This is a genomic window from Cupriavidus sp. H18C1, from assembly GCF_049311595.1.
Classification (GTDB): domain Bacteria; phylum Pseudomonadota; class Gammaproteobacteria; order Burkholderiales; family Burkholderiaceae; genus Cupriavidus; species Cupriavidus cauae.
On sequence record NZ_CP186008.1, the window covers coordinates 144,958 to 158,175 of the forward strand.

A 13,218-nucleotide genomic window follows, 5' to 3' on the forward strand; every position below is an offset into this window, starting at 1 on the left:
TCTCGTAATCTACGGTTACAAAAAGCCGTCAATCATATTGATAAGCATTCCTGTTTGCAACATATCTCGGCACCTCATCGGCACTCCAGGACATAAACGAGGCGGTCAGCCCTGCGCGGCGATGCGGCCCAGCGCTTCGCGAAACGCCCGCGCGGCCGGTCCGAGCGGCTGGTCGACACGATGGGCCAGGTACGCTTCGTAGAGGACGCGCGCATCGCGGCCCAGCGAGGTGGTCGCGACGCGCACCAGCCGGCCTTCGCGCAGGTCGCGTTCGACCAGCCACCGCGGCAGCCGGCCCCAGCCGAGGCCGGACAGGATCAGCGCGTATTTGGTGTCCTGCGTGTTGACGCGGCAGGTCTGCGGCGACAGCACGCCGAAGTCGCGGCCGGCGGACAGGGGGCGTGGGATCGGACTGCACGATCTGCAGGTGATCGGCCAGGTCCGCGAGTTCGAGCGGCGGGCCGCGCCGCCGCGACGCCAGCGGGTGATGCGCGGACACGACCGCCACCACCTCGGTCGAGGACAGCGCCTGCAGCGCGACGCGTGGATCGCGAAAGCCCTCGCCGACCATCACCGCCAGCGTGGCGCGCTGCTCCAGCAGGGCGGCCAGCGGCCCGCCGAGCGGCTCGACTGCGAGCCGGATCGCCACCGAGGGATAGCGGCTGCGCATCGCTTCCAGCGCGGCACTGATCTGCACCAGCGGGAACAGCGTATCGACGACCACCGACAGTTCCAGCTCCAGCTGCTGGCCGAGGCCGCGGGCACGCGCCCGCATCGCATCGACGCGCAGCAGGATGTCGCGCGCGTTGACCAGCAGCGCCTGGCCCTCCGCGGTCAATGCCGGGCGCCGCGCGCTGCGGTCGAACAGCGCGACGCCGAGCTGCGCCTCCAGATTGGCGATCGCGTGGCTGACCGCCGATTGCACGCGGCCGAGCTTGGCGGCTCCCGCGCGGAAACTGCCGGCCTCCGCAACGGTGGCGAAGGTGCGCAACTGGTCGAGGGTCAGGGCATCGAGCATGGTGCGGAGCGGGGGGGAGTCGGTGGCTCGGCTGGGCTTGATTGATCTATCTGATCGATCGTTTGGATCGAACTTATATCACTTCCGTCGATGTACCGCCGATGCGATGCTGTGCGACATCGCGAGGTTCGGTGCAGGGGAACGAGATGACGGATTGTGTGAACGATCGGGCGAGCGATCGTGCGGACGGAGGGCGGGCATGGGCCGCCGGCGAAGGGCGGGGACAGGCGGCGCCGGTAGCCGCCGCGCCGTCCGGCAAGACGGCGCAGAGAGCGCCCGCGCCGTCAGGCAAGGCAGCCCAGATACCCGCGGCACCTTCCGGCGAGGCAGCACCGATGCCCGCCGCGCCGTCCAGCCAGGCGGCGATGTGGCTGACCGTGGTGGTGGTGGTCGGCGCCGGGGTCGTCGCGGCGTTGCAGGTCGGCAAGGCCGCGATCGCGATGCCGATGCTGCGGGCGGACCTTGGCGCGACCCTGGCGCAGGCCGGCTGGTTGATGGCCATCGTCGCGGTGCTCGGCTCGCTGGGCGGGATTCCGGCCGGCGCGTTGGTGCCCGCCTTCGGCGACCGGCGGGTCTTGCTGGGCGGTCTGCTCGCGGTGGTGCTCGGCGCCTGCGTCGGCGCACTGGCACCGACGCTGCCGGCGCTGATGGCGTCGCGCTTCGTCGAAGGACTGGGCTTCCTGCTGATCGCGGTCGCCGGGCCCGCGGTGCTGCAACGCGTGGTGCCGTTGCAGCGCCGCGATATCGCTTTTGCGCTGTGGAGTTGCTTCATGCCGGCCGGCATGGCGCTGGCGATGGTCGCCGGTCCGCTGTTCGGCAACTGGCGCGGACTATGGTGGGGGAGCGCGGCGCTCGCCGTGGTCGCGATGGCGGCGGCGCGGCTGGCGATACCGGCCTGCGCGCGGTGGCAGGCATTGACGCAGCGATCATCGCCATCGCAATCGCAGTCCCGGTCGCCGTCGCCGTCGCCGTCGCAGTCGCTGTCGCTGTCGCCGTCACAGTCCCAGTCCCAGTCCCAGTCCCAGTCCCAGTCGCAGTCGCAGTCGCAGTTGCCAACGTCAACGCCATCGCCATCGCGCGGCGTTGCCGGCATGCGCGCCGATATGGCGGCCGTGCTGCGCGCCGCGCAGCCGCTGCGGCTGGCCGCCTGCTTCGCGCTCTACAGCCTGATGTTCTTCGCGTTGTTCAGCTTCCTGCCGGTGCTGCTGATCGAGCGGATCGGCGCCTCGCACCGCATGGTGGGGCTGCTGACCGCGCTCGCGATCGGCGCCAACATGATCGGCAATCTGGCGGCCGGCTATCTGCTGGCGCGCGGCGTGTCGCGGCCCGTGCTGGTTGGCGGCACCTGCCTGACGATGGGGCTGGCCGCGCTCGGCATCTTCCTGCCGGTGTTCGGCGACGTGCCGACCTTCCTGCTGTGCCTACTGTTCTCGGCGGTGGGCGGCCTGATTCCCGCCACCTTGCTGTCGAGCGCCCCCCGTGGTGGCACCGACCGCCGCGCTGGTCCCGGTGGTGGTCGGCCTGCTGATGCAGGGCAGCAACCTGGGGCAGGTGGTGGGGCCGGTCACGGTAGGCGCGGCCATCGAGGCCTGGGGCTGGCACGCCGCCGTGGCCGTCGTGGCGCTGTCGGCATTGGCCGCCATGCTGCTGGCGCGCGGCATGCGTTTTCCGCGCGATGCTGTGTTCTGATCCGCTGCGCCGAGGCGCGCGGAGCCCGGATCAGAGCGCCTTTTCCGCCAGTGTGTCTGTGTTGCGCGCCAGTTCGTTCGCTTTGCGCTCGATGGTGGCGCAGCGCTCCAGCAGTCGCTCGAAGGGCTCACCTTCGTCGAGCAGCAGGCCGTCGTCGACCATGCGTTGATAGTCGGACGCCAATGCAGTGAGCGCCTTGTCGCCGGGCACCAGCTGCAATCCTCCTGACACCGCCAAGCCATAGTCGATGGGGGCGCCATCGGGGAACTTCTCGGCGAAGAAGATCCCTTTGTGCTGTGCGACGGCGTGCGCAAGACCGCGATCGGCAATGGCGGCATCGGCCAGGCCGGCATCGTCGAGACGCACCAGATCATGCCAATGCCTGGCGAATCGGGCGCTGCCACGGAACTGGCCCTGAGCACAGAAAACGTGGATCGCCGTGGCCTTTTCCCAGAACGTGCGCTCGGCACGCATTACGCGCGCGGTAGTCGCGGGAAATGCGATCTCGGGAAGATGCATGGCCGCATCGCATTGAATCGGGCGTGAGTGACTAGGCTCGCCGGTACATCGCGCACCGAACTCGAGCATGACGATCGGCAAAACGTAACCCGTTCCACCGGACAGCCGCTCGTAGGCAATGAAGACCTTGTCGCCTTCCGCGCTGGCGCGCGCCGGCAGCCGCTGCCTGGCCAATTCGCGCTGCATCGACGGAAGGACCTCTGCCGCGACCCAGGTCGACAGGCGCGCACGAATTGCCTTGCTCCATCGCTTTTCCTGACTCCGGTTTGGGGGCAGCGGTTCGCCGGCTTCTCCGATCAGGTCGCTGGCAATCGCCCGGATGTCATAGGTCAGATCGATGTCTTCGGAGAAGCGCCGGATCGCGCCATATGCCTTCGACAGCGAGGTGCCGCCCTTGAAGACCAGATGATCGGAATAAGGGCTCGCAAAAAGATGCCGCAGCGACCAAACCACCCACAGATCTTTTTCAAGCAGGTGCGGTGGCCTGCCGGAGCGCGTCGCGACCACTTCGAGAGCGTCCCGTTGCTCCGCCCGGGACAGGCTGAAGAATTCCGTCACGTTGGATCAATGCTGCAGCAGGGTACTGACTTCCTTGGCCATCCACGTCGGCAGCTGGCCGCGCGACGATGCGACTTCGGCAAGGTCCGATGCCGACAGCAGCGGCCGCAGTTTCCGGATCGCTTCATTGGCGTGCTGCGGCCCGAGCCAGGTCAAGGCACGCAAGATCTTGCCCGCCGGACGTCCCGCGAGGACCAGTTGCCATCGCGGCGCATGCCGGAACTCGATGGTTTGGGCCCCGAGCTTAAGCGTGCGGCTGCGGCCTGAAGTCAAATACACGGCCCGCACGGGGACCTGCGTGGTCAATCCCAGTTCATTTGCCGCTGCGGCACCGTGCGGCACCACGGTTTCCCCCGCGCTGTTGAGCCAAGCCTTCCACTACGGCCGAGGCTGCAGGGGCGCGCGTACCGAATCGGGTGGACACCGGCACGGCGTAGATCCCACGTTCGACTCGCAGCAGGGCACCCCGGCGCGTCAGGCGGCAAAGGGCTTGGTCGAGCGCCGCCCGATTGCCAAGGTGCAGCAAGCCCTTGGCGACCAGCGGTGCGCCTTCCGGCAAGCCGGCTGCGTATTCGAGGATGCGTTGGGCAAGAGTCTGCATGGTGGTGTCCTTTAGGGGTGTCAGAAGTATATATCCGTTTCTGACAAACGGCAAACAGAACGATGAGACGGCCGATAGCCACGGCCGCGAAGACACCGGTCAGGGATTACGTTTGACGGCCCGTCGACCGCTTCTTCGGCTCCGGCGAGAAGCTGTCCCACACCCGCATCGCACAATCCACCACGCGATGCAGCCGCTGGCGTGACGCGCCGGTGCGGGCCTGGATCGACAGGCCTTGCAGCACCGTTTCGAAATACGCGGCAAGGGCGCCCACGTCGGTGTCGGCCGGCAATTCGCCTGCCTCGACGCCTTGCTTCAGGCGCTGGCGTACCGATTCGCCGACCGTGCGCAGCTTGCTTGACAGCATGGTCTTCATCTCGCTGTCGTCGTCCGGGCACGCGGCGGCCACCGATACCACCAGGCAGCCGCGCGGCGTCGTCGGGTCGCAATAGGCATCGACGTTGTCGCGCAGCATCGCCTCGACCGCCGCGCGCGCGGTGGGGCGCGCCAGGGCCGGGGTGGTGAAGTTCATGGTGCGCTGGTACAGCGCCGTGGCCTCGCGGAACAGCTGCGCCTTGTCGCCGAAGGCGGCATAGAGGCTGGGGCGGTTGATCCCCATCGCGGCCGTCAGCTCGCTCAGGGACGCCTGTTCGTAGCCGCGCTCCCAGAACACGCGCATGGCCGCCTGCAGGGCGGTGTCGCGGTCGAAGGCGCGGGGTCTTCCTCGTTGGCTCATGGATGGAACGGTGAATTCTGTACTGACCGGATAGTAAATCCCTTGACCGTCGGCGACAACGTGCCAATAATTCGCTTTAAATTTGTACCGACAAGTACAGATTGTAAGTGGAACGCACGATGCCGGTCAGGCAGCCCGTCGGGCGACGGACCGGCGAACCGAAAGACACGTTGAGCATCACGTTCAAGGAGCAAGACATGGCATCCCTGCAAGGAAAAACGGCATTGGTCACCGGCGGCAGCCGGGGCATTGGCGCGGCGATCGCGCGCCGGCTGGCGGCCGACGGCGCGGACGTTGCGCTGACCTACGCCAGCTCGGAGCAGCAGGCCGAACAGGTCGCCGCCCAGGTGCGCGCGCACGGACGGCAGGCGCTGGCGATTCGCGCCGACAACACCGATCCGAAGGCCGTGGCCGACGCGGTGGCGCGCGCGGCCGCCCAGTTCGGCAAGATCGATATCCTGGTGAACAACGCCGGGATCTTCCGCGCGGGCTCGCCGGCCGAACTGACCCTCGACGACTTCGACGCCACGATGGCCGTGAACGTGCGCGCCGCCTTCGTCGCGATCAAGGCGGCGGCGCAGGTGATGCCCGATGGCGGTCGCATCATCTCGATCGGCAGCAGCCTGGCGGTGCGCGTGCCGGGGCAGGGGATGTCGATCTACAGTGCCAGCAAGGCCGCGCTGGTCGGCATGACGCAGGGTCTCGCGCGCGATTTCGGCCCGCGCGGCATCACCGTCAATGTGGTGCACCCCGGTTCGACGGCCACCGACATGAACCCGCCCGATGGCCCGCATGCGGACTGGCAGCGCTCGCTGATGGCGGGGCAGCAGCGTTATGCCTCGCCCGACGAGGTCGCCGCGGTCGTGGCGCTGCTGGCCTCGCCGGAGGCGCAGGCTGTGACCGGCGCGGCCTGGACGATCGATAACGGCGCCAACGCCTGATCGATCGAACGACCGGACCGATCGAACGACAGATCGATCGATTGACCGACTCGATCAAGCGAGCGCGATCGAGCGCGATCGACCGGTCGGGGGAAGGTGGGCGCGGCAACGTCGCGTCCACGCTTCCTGCTTGACATCCGAATTTCCGCGGCGGTATAAAGGCGCCGTGGGTAGAAGCGGTCGATTGAACAAGCAGCGGCGCAATGCCGCGATCGTTCAACTGGAGATTGCTCACTGACGGAGTACCGTCGGTGGCGCATTCTTCCAACGCTCCCCTCGACAGTGCTCCGAACGCAACGCGCGTCCGGCCCGTCCGCAAGGACCGGCCCGGTCCCGCATGCCTTCAACCTGCAGCATTGCGAGGAGACTCCCGCATGATCATCGACACCAGTTGCTATCCGACCAATCTGGTCGATCTGGCATGGCGGCACGATGGCGAGCCCTTCACCGGCGAGCGCCTGATCCAGATGATGGATGGCCCATTCCTGATCAACGGCAAGCCGCGCCGCATCGATCGCGCCTTCATCCAGCCGCCGCAAGGCAACACCATCTACACCTGGACCGACGGCACCAGGTCGGGCAGCGAATCGATCGACGCCTATATGGCCTACACGGTCGAGATGGTGCGCAAATATCCCGACCGCTTCATCGGCTGCTTCGTCTACAACCCGCGCTGCGGCGTCGAGAACGGCGTCAATGCGATCGACCATTACGTGCGCAAGCTCGGCTTCAAGATGGTCCAGTTCCAGGCCAATATGCACGCCTACCGGCCCGACCGGGCGCTCGACTGGCTGCGTCCGGCGCTGCAGAAATGCGCGGAACTGGGCGTGCTGGTCAAGCTGCATACCGGCGACGGTCCCTACAGCATCCCGACCGAATGGGTGCCGATGATCAAGGAATTCCCGACGGTCAATTTCATCATGGCCCACTTCGGCGTGCAGACCGGCGGCGTCTATTGCTTCGAGCCGTTCCAGATGGCGATGGACATGCCCAACGTCTATTGCGAATCGGGCTGGTGCCTGCAGTCGCGCATCGTCGAGTTCGCCAAGGTGTTGCCCAGGCACAAGATCCTGTTCGGCTCCGATACGCCGCCGAACGAGCCCGGCATGTGGCTGCGCCTGCTGGAGGTGCTGTGTTTCGAGCCGCCGCAGGGGCTCAATCTGGACGAGGACACGCTCGAGGACTACCTCGGCAACAACGTGGCGCGGATGATCGGGCTCGAACCGACGCCGGTGCCGCGCACGGTCGAAGAGGCCCGCGCCAGGCTCGCCGCCTGATGACGACCTGATGGCGCCACGATGGCGCGCCGATGGCGAGTCGATGGCGAGTCGATGGCGGCCCGCATGCCGCTCTCATCGCCGCTCCCATCGCCGTCCCGATCGCCGCCCACGACCGCTTCCAGACAACGCAGCCCGCACGGAGCCACTGCAATGATCATCGACACCCATCTGCATCCCACCAACCTCGTCGACGAGGCCTGGCGCCATACCGGCGAACCGTTCACCGGCGAACGCCTGCTCAAGATGATGGACGGCCCCTACATCATCAACGGCAAGCCGCGCCGCATCGATATGGGCTTTATCCAGCCGCCGCCCGGCAATACCGGCTATCGCGACGGCAATCGCCGCGGCCGCGAAGGCGTGCGCGACTACATGGCCTATGTGGCCGAGCTGTGCCAGAAATATCCGGACCGCTTCATCGGCAATTTCACCTTCAATCCGCGCTGGGGCCCGGAAGAGGGCGCGCTCGAGCTCGAATACCACGTCAAGGAATACGGCTTCAAGATGATGAAGCTGCATGCCAACATGCACGGCTATCGTCCCGACCGCGCGCTTGATTGGCTGCGGCCCGCCTTGAAGATGTGTGCCAAGTACAACGTCGTGGTACTGATCCATACCGGCGACGGGCCGTACACGATTCCGACGATGTTCTATCCGATCATCCGCGAATTCCCGATGGTCAATTTCATCATCGGCCATTTCGGCATCCAGACCGGCGGCAATTATTCGTTCGAGGCGTTCTGGATGGCGATGGACACGCCCAATGTCTATTGCGAATCGGGCTGGTGCTTCCAGTCGCGCATCGTCGAATTCGCCCGCCAATTGCCGCGCAACAAGATCGTGTTCGGCACCGACACGCCGCCGAACGAGCCCGGCATGTGGCTGCGCGAGCTGGAGATGCTGTGCGGCCCCGCGCCGCAGGGCATGGACCTGGACGAGGACGGGCTGGAGGACTACATGGGCAACAACATCGCCCGCCTGATCGGCCTGGAGACCACGCCGCCGCCGCGCACGATGGAGGAGGCGCAGGCCCGCCTGACCGACACCTACGCCGGTCTTCGCTGAACGGGCCGCTGATCGGGCCGACAACGCGTCCGGGCCGGGCGGCGCCAGCGTGCGCGGCCCGGCCGGCGTGACAAGGAGAGATCGATGACATCGCGGCTCAATTCGGGGGATCAATTCGGGGCCCGGTTCCGGGCTCCATCCCGGGCTCCATCCCGGGCTCCATCCCGGGCTCCATCCCGGGCGCCATTCGTCGTCGCAGGACTTTCGCGACTTTCTGGCGGCCTATCGGGCCGCGCATCCTGACGATGTACTGGTGATCGGCGAGGAGATCGGCGCGGACCAGGATGCGACCGCCGTGGTCTGGCAACTGGCCGCGCAGGGACGCCATCCGATGCTGGTGTTCGAGCGCGTGCGCGGACTCGACGCGCCGCTGGTGACCAATGTGTTCGCCTCGCGCGAGCGCGTCGGCCGGCTGCTCGGCGTCGGCGCGGACGGCATCCATGCCGAATACCAGGCGCGCAGCCGCCGCCTGGTGCCGCCGCGCGAGGTCGACAGTGGGCCGGTGCTGGAGGTCGTGCAGACCGACGGCATCGACCTGCGCACGATCCCGGCGATCCGGCATTTCGCCACCGACCGCGGGCCCTATATCACCAATGCGATCCTGATCGCGCAGGACCCCGAGACCGGCATCGGTAACGCCAGCTATCACCGCTCGATGGTGCATTCGACCACCGGCATCGCCACCAGCCTGCATTCGCGCGGCCATCTGTGGCGCATGCAGCAGCAGGCCGCCGCGCGCGGCCAGCCGCTGCCGGTGGCGATGGTGATCGGCGCGCATCCGCTGTTCATGCTGGCCGGCGCGGCGCGCCTGCCGTATGGCGTCGACGAGCGCCACGTTGCCGGCGGCCTGTTCGGCGCGCCGCTGGAGGTCGTGCGCACGCCGCGCCATGGCATCGCGGTGCCCGCCAGCGCGGAGATCGTGCTGGAGGGCGTGATCGATCCGGAGGCGCGCGTCGACGAGGGACCGTTCGGCGAGTTCACCGGCTATTCGTCGGACCGCTCGACCAACAACCTGCTGCGCGTCGAGACGATCCTGCGCCGGCGCGACGCGATGCTGATCGACGTTGTAGGCGGCAATTCCGCTGAGCACCTCAACCTCGGGCGGATTCCGCGCGAGTCCGAGATGGTCGAGAAGCTGAAGGAGCGTTTTCCAAGCGTCACCGCGGTGCACTACCCAAGTTCGGGCACGCATTTCCATGCCTATGTCGCGCTCAAGCCGATGCGCGCCGGCGAGGCGCGCCAGGTCATGCTGGGGCTGCTGGGCTGGGATCCGTACCTGAAGACGGTGATCGCGGTCGACGAGGATGTCGACATCACGCGCGACGAGGAGGTGCTGTGGGCGGTTGCCACGCATCTGCAGCCGCATCTGGACGTGGTGGTCGTCGACGGCCTGCCGGGCAGCGCGCTCGATCCCTCGGCCTCCGGCGCCGGCACCACCTCGCGCATGGGGCTCGATGCGACGCGCGGCCCGCAGTTCGACGGCATCCGCGCGCGCATCGGCGACGATGCGATGGCGAGGGCGGCGCGGCTGCTCGGCGAAGCGATGGGGCGCCCATGAGCCGGCGTCTCGTGGTCGCCATCACCGGCGCCAGCGGCGCGATCTACGGCGTGCGCCTGCTGCAGTGGCTGGCGCAGCAGCCGGACTGGCGCACCGATCTGGTGGTGACGCCATCGGGCTGGCTGACGATCCAGCATGAGCTCGGCCTGCGCCGCGCCGAGATCGAGGCGCTGGCCGACGTCGCGCACAACGTGCGCGATATCGGCGCCACCATCGCCAGCGGCTCCTACCGGTGCGCCGGCATGGTGGTGGCGCCGTGTTCGATGCGCACGCTGGCGGCGATCGCGCATGGGCTCGCGGACAACCTCGTCACGCGCGCCGCCGACGTGATGCTGAAGGAAAGGCGCCGGCTGGTGCTGCTGCCGCGCGAGACGCCGCTGCATCTGGGCCATCTGCGCAATCTGACCGCGGTGACCGAGATGGGCGCGATCGTGCTGCCGCCGGTGCCGGCGTTCTATCACCGGCCCAGCACCATCGACGATCTGGTCAACCATACCGTCGGGCGCACGCTCGACCTGTTCGATATCGACCATGCCGGTTTGGTCGCGCGTTGGCAGGGGATGCGTCCCGCGCCCGCCGAAGCGATGCCAGCGGCAATGGCGGAGGAGGAGACACGATGAATGCGTTTACGCCAGAAGCGGTTCGCCCGGGCACCGTCGAGCAAGCCGCCGCAGATCCTGCCAAGCGCGCCGCCGTGCCGGTGCCGGTGACGATCCTGACCGGCTTTCTCGGCGCGGGAAAGACCACGCTGCTGAACCATATCCTGACCGAGCGGCACGGCCACCGCATCGCGGTGATCGAGAACGAGTTCGGCGAGGTCGATGTCGATTCGGACCTGGTGCTCAGCTCCGACGAGGAGATCTACCAGATGACCAACGGCTGCATCTGCTGCGTGGTCGACGTGCGCACCGATCTGGTCCGCATCCTGCAGAAGCTGCTGACGCAGCCCGAACGCTTCGACCATATCATCGTCGAGACCAGTGGCCTGGCCGACCCGACCCCGGTCGCGGCGACCTTCTTCATGGATCACGAGGTCGCGCGCGAGGTCGCGCTCGACGGCGTGGTGACGCTGGTGGACGCGCTGCATATCGAAAGCCATCTGGACGATCCGCGGCTGCGCGGCTTCGACAACCAGGCGGTCGACCAGATCGTCGCGGCGGACCGCATCGTCATCAACAAGACCGACCTGGCCGATCCGGCGGCGGTCGACGCGCTGGAGGCGCGCCTGCGCCGGCTCAACGAGGGCGCGCGGATCCTGCGGTCGAACTATGCGCGCGTCGATCTGCGGCAGATCCTGGGGATCGGCGGGTTTACGCCGGGGATGGCGGTGCTCGACGACAGCGAGGACGAGTACGGGCATGACCACGACCACGCCCCCCACGGTGCCGACCATGGCCACGTCTGCGATCAGCATTGCGGCCATGACTATGGCGACGGCTACGATCATGACCACGATCATGGCCACCCTCATGACCACGCGCACCGCCACGACCCCTCGGTGTCCTCGGTTTCGTTGGTGTTCGACCGGCCGTTCGACGGAGACCGTCTCGCCAGCGCGATCCGCGCCTTGCTGGCGGCGCAAGGGGACGACCTGTTCCGCATCAAGGGCATCGTCGCCGTCGCCGGCAGCGAGCGGCGCCACGTCCTGCAGGCCGTGCACCGGCAGCTCGACCTGCATGCGGGCGACCCGTGGCTGGACGCGCCGCGCGACAGCAAGCTGGTCTTTATCGGCCGCAACCTGGATCGCGGTCGGCTGCAGACGATGCTGGGGATCTGCCTGACACGTTGAGGCGAGGGGTGTAGCGGCGCATCGACGCCGTGGCGGCGGGCGTAGGCGTAGGCGTAGGGCGTAGGGCGTAGGGCGTAGGGCGTAGGGCGTAGGGCGGAGGGCGGAGGGCGGAGGGCGGAGGGCGGAGGGCGGAGGGCGGAGGGCGGAGGGCGGAGGGCGGAGGGCGGAGGGCGGAGGGCGGAGGGCGGAGGGCGCCCTGGACCACGGTCATTTCGCTCCCCCGCATAAGCGCCGCTATCCGTCGCCCCGCCATTCTCCGCGCCGCTATTCTTCGCGCCGCTGCGCCCGGCGCAAGGTATCCGACGGCAACTCGCCAAATTCGCGCCGGTATTCGCGCGAGAACATGCTGAGGTGCGCGAAGCCGTGCCGCAGCGCGATCGCGGTCACCGCGCCGGGCTGCTGCGGCGCCCGCAGCAGGCTGTCGCGCGCGCCCTGCAGGCGCAGCAGCCGCAGATATTCCATCGGCGTCGCGTTCTTGCTGCGCCGAAAGCCCACCTGCAGCGAGCGCTCCGACACGCCGCAATGGTCGGCGAGTTCGCGCATCGTGATCGGGCGATCGAGATTGCGGCGCAGATACTGGATCGCGCGCCGCACATAGGCAGGCAGCGTCGGCTGGAAGCGCCGCGGCAGCGTGGCGCCGTCGCCCGAGAACTGGTCGAACAGCAGCGTCGACACCACCATATGTTCGATGCTGGCGTCGATGGTCGGATTGGCGGTGCCGGCCCGGCGCGTGCGCATCTCCGCGCGCAGATATCCCACCAACGCCTGCCAGCGCTCGGCCAGGCCATTCCCTCCATTGCCATTCGGTCCATCATCGCTGGCCAGCCGCGGCGCGAACGCGATCGGCGCCGGCGGTTCGAAACCGAAATGCTCGCGGAACGCATGCTCGATCGCGCGCCGGCGCAGCACCACGCAGAAGCGTTCGCAATCCTCATCGAGCAGCAGCCGCGTGCGCAGCGTCGGCGAGGCGACCAGCGTGCTGCCGTGCGGGTAATGCTGCGACTGGCCGTCGGTGAACGCCTCGCAATGGCCGGCCAGCGTGGTCTGAATCACGTATTCGTCCTTGCCGGGCTGCGGCTCGATCTCCGTTGCCGTGCTGTAGCGAATGTCGATCAGCGACAGCTGTCCGATATGGCATTGCTCGATCTCGACATGCAGCGGGCGCGCGCGTCGAGCGGTCGCACCCGCGTGGGTCCGAACAGCCGCGCGCAGAGGGCTTCCACATGCGGCAGTTCGCTGGCATGGAATCGATGGACGGCGCCGAGGCCAGGCGTGGGAACGTCGGAAGGCGGCTGCATGGAAGGGCGGAGCAGAGGATGCGATGGCAGGCACCCGCAACAGCGGTGCGCGCTATCGTAAGGGCCGCCCTTGCCGACGGCAAAGCCGGGACAAACCCGCAGCGCTCGGCGGCATCGCGGTCGTCTTCGGGCAGCCATCGCATGGCCACCGCATGTCCATCGCACC

The 13,218-nt window shown here is 67.8% G+C and carries 9 protein-coding genes and 4 pseudogenes; 7 read left to right on the plus strand and 6 right to left on the minus strand.

Translation table 11 applies throughout. The annotated features are described in order from the left end of the window. Positions 1–105: 105 nt before the first annotated feature. Together OJJOAM_RS00685 and OJJOAM_RS00690 are read right to left on the minus strand one after the other, a co-directional pair. Positions 106–775, minus strand: a pseudogene (locus OJJOAM_RS00685) (substrate-binding domain-containing protein). A 105-nt stretch (positions 776–880) separates the two neighbouring features. Further along, a pseudogene (locus tag OJJOAM_RS00690) lies at positions 881–1,018 on the minus strand (helix-turn-helix domain-containing protein); the annotation flags it as partial. A 446-nt stretch (positions 1,019–1,464) separates the two neighbouring features. Between OJJOAM_RS00690 and OJJOAM_RS00695 the strand changes: the two are divergent. Beyond that, positions 1,465–2,439: pseudogene (locus OJJOAM_RS00695) on the plus strand (MFS transporter); the annotation flags it as partial. Positions 2,440–2,737: 298 nt separating this feature from the next. Here the strand turns inward: OJJOAM_RS00695 and OJJOAM_RS00700 are convergent. From OJJOAM_RS00700 to OJJOAM_RS00710, 3 genes and pseudogenes are all read right to left on the minus strand, one after another. After that, complete coding sequence (locus OJJOAM_RS00700; RefSeq protein ID WP_422648563.1) at positions 2,738–3,784, minus strand: nucleotidyl transferase AbiEii/AbiGii toxin family protein; 1,047 nt, start codon at positions 3,782–3,784, stop codon at positions 2,738–2,740. A gap of 6 nt (positions 3,785–3,790) precedes the next feature. Continuing rightward, positions 3,791–4,385, minus strand: a pseudogene (locus OJJOAM_RS00705) (DUF6088 family protein). A gap of 106 nt (positions 4,386–4,491) precedes the next feature. Beyond that, on the minus strand, positions 4,492–5,121 hold the full coding sequence (locus OJJOAM_RS00710) for a TetR/AcrR family transcriptional regulator (RefSeq protein WP_226108903.1): 630 nt from the start codon (positions 5,119–5,121) through the stop codon (positions 4,492–4,494). A gap of 197 nt (positions 5,122–5,318) precedes the next feature. On the opposite strand from OJJOAM_RS00710, the gene OJJOAM_RS00715 reads away from it, so the two are divergent. From OJJOAM_RS00715 to OJJOAM_RS00740, 6 genes are all read left to right on the plus strand, one after another. Next, on the plus strand, positions 5,319–6,062 hold the full coding sequence (locus OJJOAM_RS00715) for an SDR family NAD(P)-dependent oxidoreductase (RefSeq protein ID WP_422648564.1): 744 nt from the start codon (positions 5,319–5,321) through the stop codon (positions 6,060–6,062). A gap of 374 nt (positions 6,063–6,436) precedes the next feature. Beyond that, a complete protein-coding gene (locus OJJOAM_RS00720) occupies positions 6,437–7,339 on the plus strand; it encodes an amidohydrolase family protein (protein WP_006578676.1) in 903 nt (300 codons plus the stop codon). 153 nt (positions 7,340–7,492) lie between these two features. Then, the gene (locus tag OJJOAM_RS00725; RefSeq protein WP_006578677.1) at positions 7,493–8,407 is read left to right on the plus strand and encodes an amidohydrolase family protein; all 915 of its coding nucleotides are present in this window, start codon (positions 7,493–7,495) and stop codon (positions 8,405–8,407) included. 214 nt (positions 8,408–8,621) lie between these two features. Next, the gene (locus OJJOAM_RS00730) at positions 8,622–9,965 is read left to right on the plus strand and encodes a UbiD family decarboxylase (protein ID WP_422649634.1); all 1,344 of its coding nucleotides are present in this window, start codon (positions 8,622–8,624) and stop codon (positions 9,963–9,965) included. Further along, positions 9,962–10,585 (plus strand): UbiX family flavin prenyltransferase, encoded by a 624-nt coding sequence (locus tag OJJOAM_RS00735; protein ID WP_422648565.1) that lies wholly within the window; start codon positions 9,962–9,964, stop codon positions 10,583–10,585. The genes OJJOAM_RS00730 and OJJOAM_RS00735 overlap by 4 nt, the downstream gene beginning before the upstream one ends. Beyond that, on the plus strand, positions 10,582–11,754 hold the full coding sequence (locus tag OJJOAM_RS00740) for a CobW family GTP-binding protein (RefSeq protein ID WP_422648566.1): 1,173 nt from the start codon (positions 10,582–10,584) through the stop codon (positions 11,752–11,754). Before OJJOAM_RS00735 ends, OJJOAM_RS00740 begins: the two co-directional genes overlap by 4 nt. A 264-nt stretch (positions 11,755–12,018) precedes the next feature. On the opposite strand, the gene OJJOAM_RS00745 is transcribed toward OJJOAM_RS00740, so the two are convergent. Further along, positions 12,019–13,086 carry an AraC family transcriptional regulator gene (locus tag OJJOAM_RS00745; RefSeq protein WP_422648567.1) on the minus strand — a complete coding sequence of 356 codons (1,068 nt, stop codon included), beginning with the start codon at positions 13,084–13,086 and terminating at the stop codon, positions 12,019–12,021. Positions 13,087–13,218 lie beyond the last annotated feature (132 nt).

Bases quoted from the DNA above. Each gene is read 5' to 3' on its own strand.
- OJJOAM_RS00715 (WP_422648564.1), top strand. From the start codon at position 5,319: ATGGCATCCCTGCAAGGAAAAACGGCATTGGTCACCGGCGGCAGCCGG.
- OJJOAM_RS00725 (WP_006578677.1), top strand. From the start codon at position 7,493: ATGATCATCGACACCCATCTGCATCCCACCAACCTCGTCGACGAGGCC.
- OJJOAM_RS00740 (WP_422648566.1), top strand. From the start codon at position 10,582: ATGAATGCGTTTACGCCAGAAGCGGTTCGCCCGGGCACCGTCGAGCAA.
- OJJOAM_RS00710 (WP_226108903.1), bottom strand. From the start codon at position 5,121: ATGAGCCAACGAGGAAGACCCCGCGCCTTCGACCGCGACACCGCCCTG.
- OJJOAM_RS00720 (WP_006578676.1), top strand. From the start codon at position 6,437: ATGATCATCGACACCAGTTGCTATCCGACCAATCTGGTCGATCTGGCA.
- OJJOAM_RS00735 (WP_422648565.1), top strand. From the start codon at position 9,962: ATGAGCCGGCGTCTCGTGGTCGCCATCACCGGCGCCAGCGGCGCGATC.